A 17,493-nucleotide genomic window follows, 5' to 3' on the forward strand; every position below is an offset into this window, starting at 1 on the left:
TGTCAGCGATCGGTTTCGAACAAAGACTTAAGCATGTCGATGGCTTCGGAGGGCGTGATCTCGCCGGATTCCATTTTCTCGCTGATGTCGGCGATGGCCTTGCCGTCCTTGTGCCAGAACGGCGCGTCGCGGGTGGCGGTATGCACGGGCCGGACGTCCTGCCCCAGCACGGCGATCTCCGCGATTTCCGGCTGCTCGGCGAAGATCACTTCCAGCGCGTCGTCCACGCCGGCCGTATGGCCGCTGGGATAATCGCGGGTGACGAAGCAGGCGCGGCCATCGTCGGCGCGCAGTTCCAGCCCGGGGATCGAAGGATTGAGCTCGAAGATACTTTCGACTTCGTCCAGCACCTCGGGGTTGGGCGCGAGGTCGCCGGTGACGAGCAGGCCCCAGGGGCGCTGACGGAGCGCGCCCGGCTTCATGGCGTTCATGCGGAATCAGTCCTTCGGGGGCGGCGGCGCAAGCACTTCGCGGTTGCCGTTGTGCTGCGGCGCGCTGACGATGCCGTCCTGCTCCATCTGCTCGACGAGGCGGGCGGCGCGGTTGTAGCCGATGCGCAGGTGGCGCTGCACGCCGGAGATGGATGCGCGGCGCGTTTCGGTGACCACGCGCACGGCGCGATCGTAGAGCGCGTTGTCGCTGTCGCCATCGCCGTCGGCATCCTGCGGCAGGCCGGCGTCGTTGATGATCTTGCCGTCGGCGGTGGACTGCACTTCTTCGAGCACGCCTTCGATGTAATTCGGCGAGCCCTGCGCGCGCAGCCATTCCACGACGTTGTGCACCTCGTGGTCGTCCACGAAGGCGCCGTGCACGCGTTCGGGCGTGGCGGTGCCCGGCGGCAGGTAGAGCATGTCGCCGTGGCCCAGCAGCGCTTCGGCGCCGGACTGGTCGAGAATGGTGCGCGAATCGATCTTCGAGGACACCTGGAAGGCGATACGCGTCGGGATGTTGGCCTTGATGAGACCGGTGATGACGTCCACCGAGGGTCGCTGCGTGGCGAGGATGAGATGCACACCCGCGGCGCGCGCCTTCTGCGCGAGACGCGCGATCAGTTCTTCCACCTTCTTGCCGACGATCATCATCATGTCGGCGAATTCGTCGATGATGATGACGATGTGCGGCAGCGCTTCCAGTGGCTCGGCCACCATGCCCGGCATGTCGGGGTTGGCGCGGAACAGCGGATCGAGCAGCGGCTGGCCGTTGTTCTCGGCGTCCTTCACCTTCTTGTTGAAGCCGCCGAGGTTGCGCACGCCCACCGCCGCCATGAGCTTGTAGCGCCGTTCCATCTCGGCCACGCACCAGCGTAGCGCGTTGGCGGCTTCCTTCATGTCGGTGACCACCGGTGCCAGCAGATGCGGGATGCCTTCGTAAACCGAGAGCTCCAGCATCTTCGGATCGATCATGATCATCCGGACGTCTTTGGGGCTGGACTTGTACAGCAGGCTCAGCACCATGGCGTTCACCGCCACCGATTTACCGGAGCCGGTGGTACCCGCCACCAGCAGGTGGGGCATCTTCGCGAGATCGGTGACTACGGCCTTGCCGCCGATGTCCTTGCCCAGGGCGAGCGCCAGCGGCGACTTCACCTGGTCGTAGCGCTCGGAACGCAGGATCTCGGAAAGGTAGACGATCTGCTTCTTGGTGTTCGGGATTTCCAGGCCGATGACGTTCTTGCCCGGAATGACGTCGACCACGCGCACGCTGACCACGGAAAGGCCGCGTGCGATGTCCTTGTCCAGGCTGGACACCTGGCTGCCGCGCACGCCCGCGGCGGGTTCGAGTTCGAAACGGGTGATGACCGGGCCCGGATAGACGCCGACCACGCGCGCCTCGACACGGAAATCCTTGAGCTTCAGCTCCACCTGCCGGGAAAGGACTTCGAGGGTTTCCTCGGAATAACCCGGCCCCTGCGGCGGCGCTTCGTCAAGTAGCGACAACGGCGGAATCTCGCCGTCCATCGATGCGCCCGTGAACAACGGAATCTGGTTCTCGCGCGTGGCGCGTTCGCTCTTGACCACCATAGGCGTGGGGGTTTCGATGCGCACGGGCTCGCGCTTGGCCTGCTTGACCGCCTCGGCCTTCTTCACCACCTCGCGCTCGGCGCGGGCGGACCGTGCGGCCATGACGTCCGGAGCGCGGCGCAGCTTGCCGCCGAACCAGCCACCGAAGCGCATGACCAGTTCGCCCGTGGCGTCCATCAGGCGGAACCACGAAAGCCCCGTGGCGAGGGTGATGGCGATGAGGCACACCGCCAGCAGCAGCAGCGGCGCGCCCTTGTCGCCGAAGGCGTTGTGCAGGCCGTGGCCCACCCACTTGCCCACGATGCCGCCGGGACCTTCCGGAAGCACCACCGAATCGACGTTCAGGTAGACCAGCGCCGGCGCGGTGATGAAGAAGAAGACGAAACCGATGAGCCGCAGCGACGGCTCCCAGGGTTGCACGTTGCGCTCGCCGCGGTGGCGGATCACCTGGATGCCCAGCGCGAGGAGCAGCAACGGGAAGCCGTACGACACCAGGCCGAAGATGTACCTGAGCAGGTTGGCGATGTTCGCGCCGACTGCGCCACCGAAATTGGTGGCGTGGTCGGCGACGCCCATGTGGCCCCAGCTCGGGTCCTGGTCGTTGTAGCTGAGCAGGCAGACGAGGAGGTAAAGGGCGAGCGGGAGCAGGAGCAAGGCCCCTGCTTCGCGCAGGCGGCGCTTGAGCTCGTCGCTCAGGCCCTCCCGCTGGGCCTTGACCTGCGCCCTCGCCTGCTTCTTTACGACTTTCGCGCTTCGCGCCACTAACGAACGACCTCGGTCCCGGTTTTCGGCATCATGCCATGCCCTGGAGGGCCGGGTGCACGATCTTGCCGTTCTCGATGTTGATGCCCGCGGCCAGCGGGGCGTAGTCGCGCCACTCGTTGCCGCCGGCCAGGCGCTGCACGTACGGCAGGATGGCGGCGGAAATGGCGGTGGAGGAGGTCTGCGGCACGGCGCCCGGCATGTTGGTGACGCAGAAATGCGTCACGCCGTGCACGTCGTAGGTCGGCTCCTTCCAGGTGGTGGGACGCGAGGTCTCGAAGCAGCCGCCCTGGTCGATCGAGATATCGACGAGCACGGAGCCCTTCTCCATCGTCTTCACCATGTCTTCGGTGACCACGCGCGGCGCCTTGGCGCTTGGGATCAGCACGGCACCGACCACGATGTCGGCGTTGCGCACTTCCTCGGCCACCGACGACTCGTAGGCATACAGGGCGGTGACGTTCGGGCCCAGGGCCATCATTTCGGCCATGCGGTCAGGACGCTTGTCGAACACCACCACGTTGGCACCGGCCGACGCGGCCAGTGCGGCAGCGTTGCCGCCGGCGGCGCCGGCGCCCAGCACCACCACCTTGCCGCGCGGCGTGGACGCCATGCCGCCCAGCAGCTTGCCCTTGCCGCCGTTCGGCTGATGCAGCAGCGTGGTGCCGATCTGGGTGGCGATGCGGCCGGCGATGACGGACATGGGCAGCAGCAGCGGCAGCGCGCCGTTCTCGTCGACGGACTCGAAAGCCACGCCGGTGAGGCCGATGTCGAGCAGGCTCTTGGTGAGCGCCGGCTCGGCGGCCAGGTGCAGGTAGCAGAACAGGAGGTGGTGCTTCTTCAGCAGCGCGAGGTCGCCCGCGATCGGCTCCTTGACCTTGACGATGAGCTCGCCCTTCTCGTAGACGGCGGCGGCGTCGGGCACCACGGTGACGCCCAGCGCGGCGTAGTCGGCATCCGCGTAGCCGCTCTTGGTGCCGGCACCGGCCTGGATGAACACGTCGTGCCCGCGGCGAACGAGATCGGCGGCGGCGGCCGGGATGAGGGCAACGCGGCCTTCGAGGGTCTTGGTTTCGGAGGGAATACCGATGCGCATCTTATGGAGGATCCTGAAAGTACAGAATAAAGCCGGCCCGTGGGGACGGACCGGCCGCCGTCGTTGAGGCGCACGTCTTGAATCGCACCCGCGTCTTCCCCATTCTCCCGGGTCGACAACGTCCCTCTCGGACCGATACGACTTAACGCGCCGCAGTAAACCCAAGGATTATACATGAGCACCCCCAAGCACAGCCGCCTGCTGATCCTCGGCTCGGGCCCCGCCGGCTACACCGCCGCGGTGTACGCCGCCCGTGCCAATCTGAAGCCGACGATGATCACCGGCCTGCAGCAGGGCGGCCAGCTGATGACCACCACCGAGGTGGACAACTGGCCGGGCGACGAGAAGGGCGTGCAGGGTCCGGAGCTGATGCGCCGCATGGCCGAGCACGCCGAGCGCTTCGAGACGGAGATGGTCTTCGACCACATCCATAGCGTGGATCTTTCCAATCGCCCCTTCCGCCTCAAGGGCGACAGCGGCGAATACACCACCGATGCGCTCATCATCACCACCGGCGCCACCGCCAAGTACCTGGGCATCGCTTCGGAAGAGAAGTTCAAGGGCCGCGGCGTCTCCGCCTGCGCCACCTGCGACGGCTTCTTCTTCCGCGACCAGGACGTGGTGGTGGTCGGTGGCGGCAACACGGCGGTGGAAGAGGCGCTGTACCTCTCCAACATCTGCCGCAAGGTCTACCTGGTGCACCGCCGCGACAAGCTGCGCGCCGAGAAGATCATGCAGGACAAGGTGTTCGAGAAGGCCGCCGCCGGCAAGATCGAGCTCCTCTGGAATCACCAGGTGGACGAGGTGCTGGGCGACGACTCCGGCGTGAACGGCGTGCGGGTGAAGGACGTGAACACCGGCGCCAAGCGCGACCTGGACGTCCAGGGCTTCTTCGTCGCCATCGGCCATACCCCGGCCACCGGTATCTTCGAAGGCCAGCTCGAGATGAAGGACGGCTACATCCAGATCCAGTCCGGCCTGAACGGCATGGCCACCGCCACCTCGGTACCCGGCGTGTTCGCGGCGGGCGACGTGGCCGACCACGTCTACCGCCAGGCCATCACCTCGGCCGGCTTCGGCTGCATGGCCGCCCTGGATGCCGAACGCTGGCTGGACCAGCAGCACCTGCTCGCCTGACGGCATCGCCCCGCGCCCTGCGCGGGGCTCTCGCCGCATGAACGGAATACGCTTCCTCGACAGCCTCGCCGGCATGCCGGCCGCCGACTGGGATGCGCTCGTACCCGACGGCAACCCCTTCGTGTCGCATGCCTTCCTCCACGGCATGGAGGCGAAGGGGTGTCTCCGTGAGGACTACGGCTGGCGGCCCTACCATCTGGGGCTGTTCGAGGGTGGCCGGCTGATAGGAGCCGCCCCGACCTACCTCAAGGGCAATTCGCACGGCGAGTTCGTGTTCGACTGGAGCTGGGCGGCCGTCTGGGAGCGCGCCGGCGGCGACTATTACCCGAAGCTGCTGGTCGCTTCGCCCTACTCGCCCGTGCCGGGTCCGCGTCTGCTGGTGCGCGACGGCGTCGAGGCCGAAGTCACGCGCAACCGCCTCACCGCTGCGCTGGTCGACGAGGCCGACCGGCTCGGCCTGTCGTCGGTGCACGCGAACTTCCTGCCCGAGGCCGATCTCGACGCCTTCGACGACCGCTGGCTGGCACGCTCGGATGTTCAGTTCCACTGGCATAACCGCGGATACGCCGACTTCGACGCGTTCCTCGCCGCGCTCACCGCAAAGAAGCGGAAGAACATCCGGCACGAACGCGCGCATGCGCATGCGGCCGGCCTCACGCTGGAGATGCGTGGCGGCGATACGTTCTCCGACGCCGAATGGCGGCAGATCCACGCCCTTTACGAACTCACCTTCGACATGAAGGGCAACCACGCAGCGCTGACCGCGCGCTTCTTCCAGTATCTGGGCCGGACGATGGGCCCCGGCGTGCAGGTGGCGCTCGCGCGCGACGGCGACGACATCGTCGCCATGGCGCTGTTCCTGCGCAGCGGTGAGGCGTTGTACGGTCGCTACTGGGGCGCGAGCGTCGAGGTTTCGGGGCTGCACTTCGAGCTGTGCTATTACCGCGGCATCGATTACGCCATCCGCGAGGGGCTCAGCCGATTCGAACCCGGCGCCCAGGGCGAACACAAGCTGGCCCGCGGCTTCCTGCCCACGCTCACGCATTCGCGCCATTACATCGCCCATGAAGGCTTTCGCCGTGCGGTGGCGGATGCGCTCCGGCAAGAGGCCGCGCATCGCGAGGCCTACCGGCAGGAACTCATGGCCCACTCGCCCTACGCCGAACGATGATCAAGCTGCCGCAACTGCATCGCACTCGCGTGGGGCTGTTTCCGGACCCCGAGTCCGCGCTCGCGGAGCCGAACGGCCTGCTGGCATGGGGCGGCGATCTGTCGCCCGAGCGCCTGCTTGCGGCGTACAGCCAGGGCATCTTCCCGTGGTTCAACGCGGACGAGCCGATCCTCTGGTGGTCGCCGGACCCGCGCTGTGTCTTCCGCACCGACGGCGTGCACATCAGCCGCAGCCTGCGCAAGCAGCTGCGCCGCTCGGGCTGGCGCGTCACCGCCGATACCTCGTTCGGCCGCGTAATGCGCGCATGCGCCGCCCCGCGCGCCGGCCAGCCCGGCACGTGGATCGGCAACGACATGATCGCGGCCTACGAGGAACTGCATCGACGCGGCCATGCGCACAGCGTGGAAGTGTGGGACCGGGGCTCGCTGGTCGGCGGCATCTACGGCGTGGCGGTGGGTCGCCTGTTCTGTGGCGAATCCATGTTCAGCGCCCGCACCGGCGGCTCGAAGGCGGCCCTCGCCGCGCTATGCGGCCTGCTGCATGACTGGGGCTTCCCGTTGCTCGACGCGCAGGTGACGAACGACCACCTGCTCAGCATGGGCGCGATCGAAATCCCGCGTCGCGAATTCGTGGCGCAGGCGCGGCGTCTGGCGGCCATGCCGGGCGTCGTCGGGCCGTGGATAAGACACCCCCTTGCCCTGCCCGGTGACCTGTAGGAGCGCGCCCTGCGCGTTTATGCCCGCGTCGGGTACGACATGTTTTGAGGCCGTGTCCCGGAGCTGGCGCGCAGACTTGGTAACTGGCGCGAAAACATGTCGCGCGCAGGGCGCGCTCCTACGATGGGACCCGATGCCGTGGGCCCATACGTCGTTCGGCTCAGCGCGAACGATGCCCGCTCATCTCCGCACCCGCATTGCGCGGGAACAGCGCGCACACCGGCGCCGCGATCAGAGAGATGAGCGTGATCACCAGGAAGGCCGCGCTGAAGTCCGCCAGCTGCGAGCTTTCGTGGCCATGCCACGCCACCGAGGCGTGCAACGACGCGGCGGCCACGCAGATCCCGAGCGAAAGCATCAGCTGCTGGAATGTGGAATAGAAACTGGTGGCGGCGGAGAAGCGCTCGCTCGGCACATCGGCGTACGCCACCGTGTTGTACGCGCTGAACTGCAGCGACTGGAAGAAGCCGCTCAGCAACAGCACCGCGTAGATCGTCCACAGCGGCCAGTCCGGCCTGAACGCCGCGCACAATGCCACGCAGATCATCGACAACACGCCGTTCCACACCATCGTGTTGCGAAAACCCCACTTCCGCAGCACCGGCGAAGCGGTGGCCTTCATCAGCATTGCCCCGACCGCCGAAACGAAGGTGACCACGCCGCTGTGGGCGGCGGACAGACCAAACCCCAGCTGCATCATCAACGGCAGGAGGAACGGCATGCCGCCGGCTGTAATACGGGTGAGCGAGCCGGCCACCACCGAGAGGCGGAACGTGGTGAAACGCATCAGCGACAGGTCGAGAATGGGATTTTCCACGCGCCGCGCGTGCCAGACATACAGCGCACCGGTGACGATACCCGTCACGACGAGGCCGGTGGAACCATAGAGCGACGTGGCACCGTGGCTCGCCATTTCCAGGCCGAACACCAGGCAGGAAAGCGACGCACCCGACAGCACGAAACCCAGCTTGTCGAAGCGCACCTTCTCCGGCAGGCGGATGTCGGGCACATAGCGCGAAGCGAGCCACATGCCGGCGATGCCGATGGGTACATTGATGTAGAAGATCCACCGCCACGATGCCCAGGTGACGATGAAGCCGCCCAGCGGCGGCCCCACCACGGGCCCGATCAGCGCCGGCACCAGCAGCCACGACATGGCCGCCACCAGCTCTGATTTCGGCACCGAACGGAGCAGCACCAGTCGCCCCACCGGCACCATCATCGCGCCGCCGATACCTTGCAGCAGGCGCGAAAGCACCAGCAGGGGCAGGTTTCCGGAGACGCCGCACAGCACGGAACCCAGCGTGAAAAGCGCTATGGCGGCGCGAAAGACGTTACGCGAGCCGTAGCGGTCGGCGATGGCGCCACTGGCGGGAATGAAGACGGCGAGGCTGAGCATGTACGACGTGAGCGCCACGCTCATGTGCAGTGGCGACACGTCGAAGGATTCCGCCATGGCCGGCAAGGCGGTGGCGAGAATGGTGCCGTCCAACTGTTCCATGAACATCGCGCTCGCGATGATCAGGGCAACGGTGCGGAAGCCTGGGGCGGCGTTCATCCGGGGACGGGCAACGAAGAAGCGCATAGTTTGCGCCCGTCCGTGTGAAAGGTCGATCCCCGTCGGCGCGCGTTTACACCTGGCGTTCGCTGCGGAACGTTCGCGGCTTGCCGGTGAACGGATCCTCGAAGCGAAGCTCGCGCGCCAGCAGGCGCAGGGGATGGGCGAAGCCTGAAGGCTCTTCACGCACCTCCGGATACACCGTGTCGCCGTCGATCGGGGCGCCCAGCGCGGCCATGTGCACGCGAAGCTGGTGCTTCCGCCCCGTGACCGGCTCGAGCCGATAGCGCCAGAGACCCTCGCCGCGCTCGATCACGTCGATTCGCGTGCAGGCGTTGGGCGATCCCGGCACCTCGCGCATGCGGAAGAAAGGCTCGCCGCGTTCGAGGCGGCTCTCGTACACGAATGGAAACGTGCGCTCGGGCAGCGGGGGCGCCACGGCCTCGTAGATCTTTGCGATGGCGCGTTCGCGGAACAAACGCGTATAGGCATCGCGACTGGAAAGCCGGGCGGAGAAGACCACAAGCCCCGCCGTGGCCCGGTCGAGCCGGTGCAGCGCCACCAGGTCCGGATTTCCCAAGCGCCGTACCAGTCGCACCGAGAGCGTCTCTTCCACGTACCGGCCCGCGGGCATCACGGGAAGGAAATGCGGCTTGTCGGCCACCACCAGGTCGTCGTCGATGTGGACGATCGATGCCTCGAATGGGATGCGTTCCTCGTCCTCGACCTCGCGGCGATACGCCACCACAGCACCCGGCCGGTAAGGCGCCAGCCGGTGCACCGCGATCCCGTCCACCGTCACTGCCCCACGCGCCATCCGTCCGAGCCATGCCTCCCTGCCGACCGCCGGGAAGCGCTCGCAGAGGAAATCGAGCACCGACGGCCAATTACCGGGCGGCAGTGCGACGCGGCTCGTGGGCAAGTGGGAGGCCATGCCGTATTGTGCAGTTCTCAGCACGCTCATGGAACGGCGAAACGTGCGCCACGGATGGGCGCGACAGACGTTCGCAGCTGAAAGATCCCCTGCTCCACGTGAGCGACCGCTGCAATCTCCACCGGGCGTCCGGCATATACTGAGGCCATCGTCCCCAACCCTCTGCCGGGAGCTCCCGCGTGATCGGCCGGTTCTTCAGGAAGTGGTTCGGCGCAGGCCGCAAGGCCGCCGGCGCGCAGGAGCGCATCCAGCCACCCATGGCCTTGCCGCCCGTCGCCGTCGACCGGGCGATCCCCGGCGCCATGCCGGGCGACGACATCGAAGACGCCTTCTACCGCCTCGTCTTCGGCATCGGGCCGCCGCACGATCAGGGCCTGACGCCCGCGGAGCAGGCCACGCTACGCCGCGTGCGCGACGCCTTCGGCAGCGAACGGTTCGACGTCGGTTCCCTGCCCCGTCTCCCGGCGGTGGTGCCGCAGCTTATGCGCTCGCTGCGCAACGACGACACCGACACCCGCGCGCTGGCCGAGCAGATATCGCGCGACCCCGTGCTGGTGGGCGAAGTGATCCGCGTCGCCAACAGCGCCTATTTCCGCACCGCGCGTCCTGTTTCGGGCCTGCCGCAGGCCATCACGCTGCTGGGCCACGACGGCCTGCGTCGCGTGGTGATGCAGATGGTGATGCGGCCGATCCTGCGGACCGATCACAGCGAAGCCGGCAAGCAGGCGGGCGAGCGTCTCTGGGAACATGCCGAGCGTTGCGCCCGCGCCTGCGCGTTCCTGAGCCAGGGCGTGTGCGATCCGTTCGAGGCGTTTCTGGCCGGCATAGCGAGCCAGACCGGTGCGCAGGCGATCCTGCGGGAGGTCGAACGCGTGCCCGAGCCCGTGGCGCTGCCGTTCAGCCGCCCCTTCGTGGCGGCGCTGGGACAGCAGATCGAGCGCCTGTCGCTGCATGCGGCGCGGCATTGGAATTTTCCGTCGCGCGTGGTGCAGGCCCTGGCCGAGCGCGCCGACCCGGCAGATGCCGGCGCACGCACGCCGCTGGGGCGCGCGCTGCTCGCGGCGAGCCGCGTGGCGATGCTCGACGTGCTGGTGGCACGCGGCAAGGCCGATCCGGAGGCGGTGTTGCTGGCCACGCCGGCGCAGGGTTTCAGCCAGGAGCGGCTGCTGGCGTGTCGGGACGATCTGCGTTCCACCCACCTCGCGACCGAACTCGAAGACCGGTAGGAGCGCGCCCTGCGCGCGACATGTGTTGAGGCCGTGGCCCGGAGCTGGCGCGCAAGCTTGGGGACTGGCCCGAAAAGATGTCGCGCGCAAGGCGCGCTCCTACACCGGTCTGGGTCAGCGTCGTGCGGGCACCGGCACATCGGCCCAGAGCTTTTCCGCCAGCTCTTTCGACGCGGTCACCAGCAGCTTCGGCACCGCGGTGTCGAGATGCGGCGCCGCCGGATCGATCGTCGCCGACTGGCGAAGGCGGTACGACTTCGCCACCGCCGGGCCGCGCGCAACGATGCGGCAGTTCACAGCAAGGTCGAGGTTCGCGGTCGGTGGCGCGGCCTCGTCGTCCGCTTTCGCGGACACCTGCACCTCCAGCCCGGTGCAGTTGATCAGCAGGTCGGTGAAATAGCGCGGCTGCAGCAGTGTCCGCACGCGGGCCTGCACCACCGAAGCGACATCGGGGCTCACCTGCACATGGGCCTTCTGCTCCAGGCCGGTCACCGTGAGCACCGCGCCGCCGTTGCCTTCCACGGTAAGCCACGGCGAGGACGGACTGGTCGCCACCACGCGGCTCATGTCGCTCTCGATCACCGCCTTGCCACCGCAGCCCGACAGCACCAGGGCCGCAGCCACAGCCCACACTTTCTTGCCCACGTCGTTCCCCCGGATTCCCCGAACACAAACGCCCAATGTAGCCGCAGGCCACGTGCACCGGCAATCGTCACGTATATGAACCGGCGCACGAATCGGAGGCGCGAGCGGTTATCATGGCGTTTTCGCCCTGGCAGGTATCACTGATCGATGTTCTCGGCGCGACCGCCCTCGCCCGCTGGTACGGACGCACTCGCGCGGCTGAGCTGGCACGACTTCGAGCACCTGCTGGCCGAGTACTACCGTGACCAGGGCTGGCGCGTGGAATACCACGCGCCTCCGGCCTCGCTGAAACAACTCGATGGCGCCTTCGACCTGCGCCTGCATCGCGGCAACGAAACCGTCATCGTCCAGTGCAAGCACTGGGACGCCGTGCAGGTGGAACTGCAGGAAGTCAACGAACTCCTCGGCACCATGCTGCACGAGGCCGCCACACGCGGCATCCTGGTCACGCGCGGCGGATACAGCGCCGAGGCCCGCGCCGTGCCGCGGCGCCAGCCGCGCCTCCAGCTTATCGACGGCGACATTCTCCGCGTCATGCTGAAGCTGCAGGACCAGCGCGATACGTCGATTCCAGGCGTGGCGCTTCCCACGGTGGAGGCGCGCAAATCCGGCAAGGTGCGCCGCGCATCGGACGGCACGGGTTCGCGGCTGCTGCCGCTATTGCTCGTGGTCGTCATCGCCGTGCTGCTCGGTATCTTCATCTGGCGCGCCATGTCGCGTCGTGCCGAGCCCGCGCCCATGCCAGCCGATACGAGCAGCAGCGCCTCGTCGGCGTCACCGCCGGTCGTGGCCGTGCCCACGCAGCCGCCCCCGCCACCACCGACCGCGACAGCGCCGGCGGCCGTTCCGCGCGGCGTGCCCTCAGCCACGCGTGAACTCGAGGAACGCGCCCGCCTGCGCGGCACGTCCGAGTCCGCGCCTTCCCATGAATCGCGCCGGAAGGCCGAAGACGCCATCAAGGTGATGGAACGCAACACGCGCGAAGTCGGCTCGGCGGAATAACCCGCCCAAATCGCGACCGAATTTTTCACGCACGCCAAGTCCCCGACGTTCTACCCTGAAGGGCGACCCTGTCGCCTGGAAGCTCCCCATGTCAGAGACACTCGCGCCCGACCTCCTTCGCCGCATGCACGCCTATTGGCGCGCCGCCAACTACCTCACCGTCGGGCAGATCTACCTTCGCGACAACCCGCTGCTCGAAGAACCGCTACGCCGCGAGCACATCAAGCATCGCCTGCTCGGGCACTGGGGCACCACCACCGGCCTGAACTTCATCTACACCCATCTCAACCGCGCGATCGTCGAGCGCGACCTCGACATGATCTACGTGATGGGTCCGGGCCACGGCGGCCCCGGCGCGGTGGCGCACACCTATCTCGAAGGCTCGTATACCGAGGTGTACCCGCACATCGATCGCAGCGTCGCCGGCATGCGCGAACTGTTCCGCCAGTTCTCGTGGCCTTACGGCATCCCGAGCCATGTGGCCCCGGAAACCCCCGGCTCCATCCACGAAGGCGGCGAACTGGGTTATTCGCTGTCGCATGCCTTCGGCGCGGCGTTCGACAATCCCGATCTGGTGGTGGCCTGCATCGTGGGCGACGGCGAGGCGGAAACCGGTGCACTGGCCACGAGCTGGCATTCGAACAAGTTCCTCAACCCGGAACGCGACGGCGCCGTGCTGCCCATCCTGCACCTCAACGGCTTCAAGATCGCCAATCCCACCGTGCTCGCCCGCATCGAGCCGGAAGAGCTGCGCGACCTCATGCGCGGCTACGGCTACGAGCCGCACTTCGTCGAGGGGCACGAGTTCGAACCCATGCACCAGGCGTTCGCCGCCGCGCTCGACCGTTGCCTCGACGACATCGCGCGTATCCAGAAGGCGGCGCGCGAGGGCACTGCCGAGCAGGCCTCGCGGCCGCGCTGGCCGATGATCGTGTTCCGAAGCCCCAAGGGCTGGACGGGTCCGAAGGAAGTGGACGGCAAGCCGGTGGAAGGCACCTGGCGTGCGCATCAGGTGCCCATCGCCAACTTCGACAGCGACGAGCACGTGGCCATCCTCGAGCGCTGGATGAAGAGCTACGATCCGGAAGAACTGTTCGACGAGAGCGGACGCTTCCGCGAGGAATTCGCCTCGCTGGCGCCGAAGGGGCGCCGGCGCATGGGCATGAACCCGCACGCGAACGGCGGGCTGCTGCTGAAGCAGTTGCACATGCCGCATTACTGCGATTTCGCCGAGGAAGTGACTTCGCCCGGCGACCACAAGGCAGAAGCCACCCGGGTGCTGGGCCGCTTCCTGCGCGAAGTGATGCGGCAGAACATGGAAACCTTCCGCCTCTTCGGCCCGGACGAAACGGCGTCGAACCGTCTCCAGGCCGTGTACGAGGCCAGCGGCAAGACCTGGCTGGCACGCACGGAAGCCGTGGACGAAGACCTCTCGCCGGCCGGGCGCGTGATGGAAGTGCTGAGCGAGCACCAGTGCCAGGGCTGGCTGGAGGGTTACCTGCTCACCGGCCGACACGGCTTCTTCTCCTGCTACGAAGCCTTCATCCACATCATCGACTCGATGTTCAACCAGCACGCCAAGTGGCTGAAGGTGACGCGGAAGATGTCGTGGCGCCCGCCCATCGCGTCGCTGAACTACCTGCTCAGCTCGCACGTGTGGCATCAGGACCACAACGGCTTCTCGCACCAGGACCCTGGCTTCATCGACCACGTGGCCAACAAGAAGTCCGAGATCGTGCGCATCTATCTGCCGCCGGATGCCAACTGCCTGCTCTCGGTGGCCGACCATTGCCTGCGCAGCCGCCACTACGTGAACGTGATCGTCGCGGGCAAGCAGCCGGACTGGCAGTGGCTGGACATGGAAAGCGCCACGCGCCACTGCGCCGCGGGCGCGGGGATCTGGGAGTGGGCGGGCCGGGGCGGCGACGATCCGGACGTGGTGATGGCCTGCGCAGGCGACGCACCCACCGTGGAAACGCTGGCCGCTGTGATGCTCCTGCGCGAGTACGTGCCGGATATCCGCATCCGCGTGGTGAACGTGGTGGACCTGATGACGCTGGAGCCACCGGAAGAGCACCCGCACGGCATGGACGACGATCGCTTCGACGACCTGTTCACCAAGGACCGCCCGGTAATCTTCGCCTTTCACGGCTACCCCGGCATCGTGCACAAGCTCACCTACCGCCGCCACAACCACGACAACATCCACGTGCGCGGCTACAAGGAAGAAGGCACGACCACCACCGCGCTGGACATGATGGTGCTGAACAACATGGACCGCTTCCAGCTCGCGCTCGACGCCATCAACCGCATCCCCCGTTTCGCGGGCGAACGCGCGAAGGCCGAGCAGCGCTACTGGGCCGACATTGAGCGGCACAAGCTCTACGTGAGCGAGCATGGTCAGGATCTGCCCGACGTGCGCAACTGGCAGTGGAAGGCCGAGGACGCCGCATGACGGCGTCGGGTCACGTGCTGGCGCTCAACGCCGGCTCGTCGTCGTTGAAGTACGGGCTCTACCACGTCGAAGGCGACCGCTGCGAGGAAAGGCTGGCCGCGCAGACGGAAGCCGGCCACGCGGGAGAGGACCCGGTCGGAGCCATCGTGGCGGCGCTGCGCGAGCGCTCGCTTCCGGTGCCGGACGCCATCGGCCATCGCCTCGTGCACGGCGGCCCGAACGTGCGCGCACATGCGCTCATCGACCAGAGCCTCATGAAGCACCTGGATGAGGCAAAGGCATTCGCGCCGCTGCATGTGCCCATTGCCGTGGATATCGTGAAGCACGCGCAACGCGCCTTCCCGCGGGTGCCGCAGGTGGCGTGCTTCGACACGGCGTTCCACGCCACCCTGCCCGCCGTCGCCAGGACCCTGCCCCTTCCCGAGGATCTCCGTCGCGGCGGCATCGAGCGTTACGGGTTCCACGGCCTCTCGTACGAGTCCATCGTCCGGCAGCTGGGCAAGGCGATACCGGAGCGCATGGTGATCGCGCACCTGGGCAATGGCGCCAGCCTTTGCGCGGTGCACGCGGGCAAATCGGTGGATACGACGATGGGCCTCACGCCAACCGGCGGCATCGTCATGGGCACGCGCCCCGGCGACCTCGATCCGGGCGTGTTGCTGTACCTGATGCGCGAACGCGGTTACGACGTGAAGCGGCTGGAAACGCTGGTGGATCGCGAATCCGGACTGAAAGGCCTTTCAGGAGGCACCAGCGACATGCGCAAGCTGCATGCGATGGACAACGAGGCTTCGCATCTTGCGCAAGACGTGTTCGTGCATGTGGCAAGGAAGCACGTGGCGGCGATGGCGACCTCGCTGGGCGGAATGGACCTGCTGGTGTTCACGGGCGGCATCGGGGAGAACGATGCCGTGACGCGCGACGCGATCGTGGACGGATTGCGCTGGATGGGGGCCTTCGACGTGCGCACGATGCGCACGGAAGAGGACGAGCAGATCGCGAGGCACACGTGGCGCCTCGCTCTCGCACCCTGACCGCTTGTCGGGCGCCGCTTCATGGCAGCCGCTTCATGGCAGCCGCTTCTGTGGGAGCCGCTTCTGTGGGAGCCGCTTCAGCGGCGATCCCGCGGCAGCGGGCAATCTTGCCGCGAGCACCCATCGCCGCTGAAGCGGCTCCCACACAAAGCCACTAGCTCTGGGCGATCAGACAACGACGACCGGAATCTTCCCGATCTTCGAGCGCCATTCCTTCGGCCCGGTTTCGTGCACCGAGGTGCCGGCGCTGTCCACCGCCACGGTCACGGGCATGTCCTTCACCTCGAATTCGTAGATCGCTTCCATGCCGAGGTCTTCGAACGCCAGCACGCGCGAGGCCTTGATCGCCTTCGATACGAGGTACGCCGACCCGCCCACCGCCATGAGGTACACGGCCTTGTTGTCGCGAATGGCATCGATGGCCGCCGGGCCGCGCTCGGACTTGCCCACCATGCCCAGCAGGCCGGTGGACTCCAGCATCTGCCGGGTGAACTTGTCCATGCGCGTGGCCGTGGTCGGGCCCGCCGGACCCACCACCTCGTCGCGCACCGGGTCCACCGGGCCGACGTAGTAGATGAAGCGGTTGGTGAAGTCCACCGGCAGTGTCTCGCCGCGGTTCAACATGTCGATCATGCGCTTGTGCGCGGCATCGCGGCCCGTGAGCAGCTTGCCGTTGAGCAGGATCGTCTCGCCCGGCTTCCAGGCTTGCACTTCCTCGCGCGTGATCGTGTCGAGGTTCACGCGACGCCCCTTGGAGGCGTCGTAGGTGAGCTTCGGCCAGTCTTCCAGCGAGGGCGGATCGAGCGCGACCGGGCCGGAGCCGTCGAGCACGAAGTGCGCATGACGCGTGGCGGCGCAGTTGGGGATCATCGCCACGGGGAGATTGGCGGCGTGGGTCGGGTAATCCTTCACCTTGATGTCGAGCACGGTGGTCAGACCGCCCAGGCCCTGCGCACCGATGCCGAGCGCGTTCACCTTCTCGTAGAGTTCCAGGCGCAGTTCCTCGGCGCGGTTCGACGGGCCGCGCGCGATGAGGTCCACGATGTCGATGGGCTCCATCAGTGCTTCCTTCGCCAGCAGCATGGCCTTCTCGGCCGTGCCGCCGATGCCGATGCCGAGCATGCCCGGCGGGCACCAGCCGGCGCCCATGGTCGGCACGGTCTTCAGCACCCAGTCCACGATGGAGTCGGACGGGTTGAGCATGGCGAACTTCGACTTCGCTTCCGAACCGCCGCCCTTGGCAGCGACGATCACATCGACCTTGTCGCCCGGCACGATGGAGACATTGACCACCGCGGGCGTGTTGTCTCGCGTGTTCATGCGCTTGCCCGCCGGATCGGCCAGCACCGAGGCGCGCAGCTTGTTGTCCGGGTGGTTGTAGGCCCGGCGCACACCTTCGTTCACCATGTCTTCGACGCCCATGGTGGCATCGTCCCAGCGTACGTTCATGCCGATCTTCAGGAAGACGGTCACGATGCCGGTGTCCTGGCAGATGGGACGGTGACCTTCCGCGCACATGCGCGAGTTGATGAGGATCTGCGCGATGGCGTCCTTCGCGGCCGGGGATTCCTCGCGCTCGTAGGCGGCGGAGAGGTTCCGGATGTAGTCCACCGGGTGGTAGTACGAGATGTACTGGAGGGCGTCGGCGACGCTGGTGATGAGGTCGTCCTGCTTGATCGAGGTCATGGCGCTACGGCTGGCTCGCGGGGCTGGCAAACGTCAATTTTAGCGCACCG

At 67.2% G+C, this 17,493-nt stretch carries 14 protein-coding genes; 7 read left to right on the forward strand and 7 right to left on the reverse strand.

What is annotated here, in order from left to right:
- Positions 1 to 2: 2 nt before the first annotated feature.
- The 3 genes from HBF26_RS13520 to HBF26_RS13530 are packed head-to-tail and all read right to left on the reverse strand — an operon-like array spanning position 3 to position 3,879.
- On the reverse strand, positions 3 to 431 hold the full coding sequence (locus HBF26_RS13520; protein WP_167127435.1) for a hypothetical protein: 429 nt from the start codon (positions 429 to 431) through the stop codon (positions 3 to 5).
- A gap of 6 nt (positions 432 to 437) precedes the next feature.
- Positions 438 to 2,783 carry a DNA translocase FtsK gene (locus HBF26_RS13525; protein WP_167127438.1) on the reverse strand — a complete coding sequence of 782 codons (2,346 nt, stop codon included), beginning with the start codon at positions 2,781 to 2,783 and terminating at the stop codon, positions 438 to 440.
- Positions 2,784 to 2,814: 31 nt separating this feature from the next.
- A complete protein-coding gene (locus tag HBF26_RS13530; protein WP_167127441.1) occupies positions 2,815 to 3,879 on the reverse strand; it encodes an alanine dehydrogenase in 1,065 nt (354 codons plus the stop codon).
- A gap of 174 nt (positions 3,880 to 4,053) precedes the next feature.
- On the opposite strand from HBF26_RS13530, the gene trxB reads away from it, so the two are divergent.
- The 3 genes from trxB to aat are packed head-to-tail and all read left to right on the forward strand — an operon-like array spanning position 4,054 to position 6,903.
- Positions 4,054 to 5,016: a thioredoxin-disulfide reductase gene (trxB, locus tag HBF26_RS13535; protein WP_167127444.1), complete on the forward strand. Its 963-nt coding sequence runs from the start codon at positions 4,054 to 4,056 to the stop codon at positions 5,014 to 5,016.
- Between the two features lie 37 nt (positions 5,017 to 5,053).
- The gene (locus tag HBF26_RS13540) at positions 5,054 to 6,187 is read left to right on the forward strand and encodes a GNAT family N-acetyltransferase (RefSeq protein WP_167127447.1); all 1,134 of its coding nucleotides are present in this window, start codon (positions 5,054 to 5,056) and stop codon (positions 6,185 to 6,187) included.
- Positions 6,184 to 6,903 (forward strand): leucyl/phenylalanyl-tRNA--protein transferase, encoded by a 720-nt coding sequence (gene aat / locus HBF26_RS13545; protein ID WP_167127449.1) that lies wholly within the window; start codon positions 6,184 to 6,186, stop codon positions 6,901 to 6,903. The genes HBF26_RS13540 and aat overlap by 4 nt, the downstream gene beginning before the upstream one ends.
- 160 nt (positions 6,904 to 7,063) lie before the next feature.
- On the opposite strand, the gene HBF26_RS13550 is transcribed toward aat, so the two are convergent.
- Both HBF26_RS13550 and HBF26_RS13555 read right to left on the reverse strand, forming a co-directional pair.
- Positions 7,064 to 8,488: a DHA2 family efflux MFS transporter permease subunit gene (locus HBF26_RS13550; protein WP_167127452.1), complete on the reverse strand. Its 1,425-nt coding sequence runs from the start codon at positions 8,486 to 8,488 to the stop codon at positions 7,064 to 7,066.
- 46 nt (positions 8,489 to 8,534) lie between these two features.
- Positions 8,535 to 9,395 (reverse strand): pseudouridine synthase, encoded by an 861-nt coding sequence (locus HBF26_RS13555; protein ID WP_167127455.1) that lies wholly within the window; start codon positions 9,393 to 9,395, stop codon positions 8,535 to 8,537.
- 179 nt (positions 9,396 to 9,574) lie between these two features.
- On the opposite strand from HBF26_RS13555, the gene HBF26_RS13560 reads away from it, so the two are divergent.
- Positions 9,575 to 10,621 (forward strand): HDOD domain-containing protein, encoded by a 1,047-nt coding sequence (locus tag HBF26_RS13560; RefSeq protein WP_167127458.1) that lies wholly within the window; start codon positions 9,575 to 9,577, stop codon positions 10,619 to 10,621.
- A 114-nt stretch (positions 10,622 to 10,735) separates the two neighbouring features.
- On the opposite strand, the gene HBF26_RS13565 is transcribed toward HBF26_RS13560, so the two are convergent.
- The gene (locus HBF26_RS13565; protein WP_167127461.1) at positions 10,736 to 11,266 is read right to left on the reverse strand and encodes a hypothetical protein; all 531 of its coding nucleotides are present in this window, start codon (positions 11,264 to 11,266) and stop codon (positions 10,736 to 10,738) included.
- Positions 11,267 to 11,413: 147 nt separating this feature from the next.
- On the opposite strand from HBF26_RS13565, the gene HBF26_RS13570 reads away from it, so the two are divergent.
- The 3 genes from HBF26_RS13570 (at position 11,414) to HBF26_RS13580 (ending at position 15,757) form a co-directional block, all read left to right on the forward strand.
- On the forward strand, positions 11,414 to 12,268 hold the full coding sequence (locus tag HBF26_RS13570) for a restriction endonuclease (protein ID WP_167127464.1): 855 nt from the start codon (positions 11,414 to 11,416) through the stop codon (positions 12,266 to 12,268).
- Between the two features lie 88 nt (positions 12,269 to 12,356).
- A complete protein-coding gene (locus HBF26_RS13575) occupies positions 12,357 to 14,723 on the forward strand; it encodes a phosphoketolase family protein (protein ID WP_167127467.1) in 2,367 nt (788 codons plus the stop codon).
- The gene (locus HBF26_RS13580) at positions 14,720 to 15,757 is read left to right on the forward strand and encodes an acetate/propionate family kinase (protein WP_167127469.1); all 1,038 of its coding nucleotides are present in this window, start codon (positions 14,720 to 14,722) and stop codon (positions 15,755 to 15,757) included. The genes HBF26_RS13575 and HBF26_RS13580 overlap by 4 nt, the downstream gene beginning before the upstream one ends.
- 168 nt (positions 15,758 to 15,925) lie before the next feature.
- Here HBF26_RS13580 and HBF26_RS13585 read toward each other — a convergent pair whose 3' ends face one another.
- Positions 15,926 to 17,443 carry a fumarate hydratase gene (locus HBF26_RS13585; protein ID WP_167127471.1) on the reverse strand — a complete coding sequence of 506 codons (1,518 nt, stop codon included), beginning with the start codon at positions 17,441 to 17,443 and terminating at the stop codon, positions 15,926 to 15,928.
- Positions 17,444 to 17,493 lie beyond the last annotated feature (50 nt).

The organism is Luteibacter jiangsuensis, assembly GCF_011742555.1.
Taxonomy (GTDB): domain Bacteria; phylum Pseudomonadota; class Gammaproteobacteria; order Xanthomonadales; family Rhodanobacteraceae; genus Luteibacter; species Luteibacter jiangsuensis.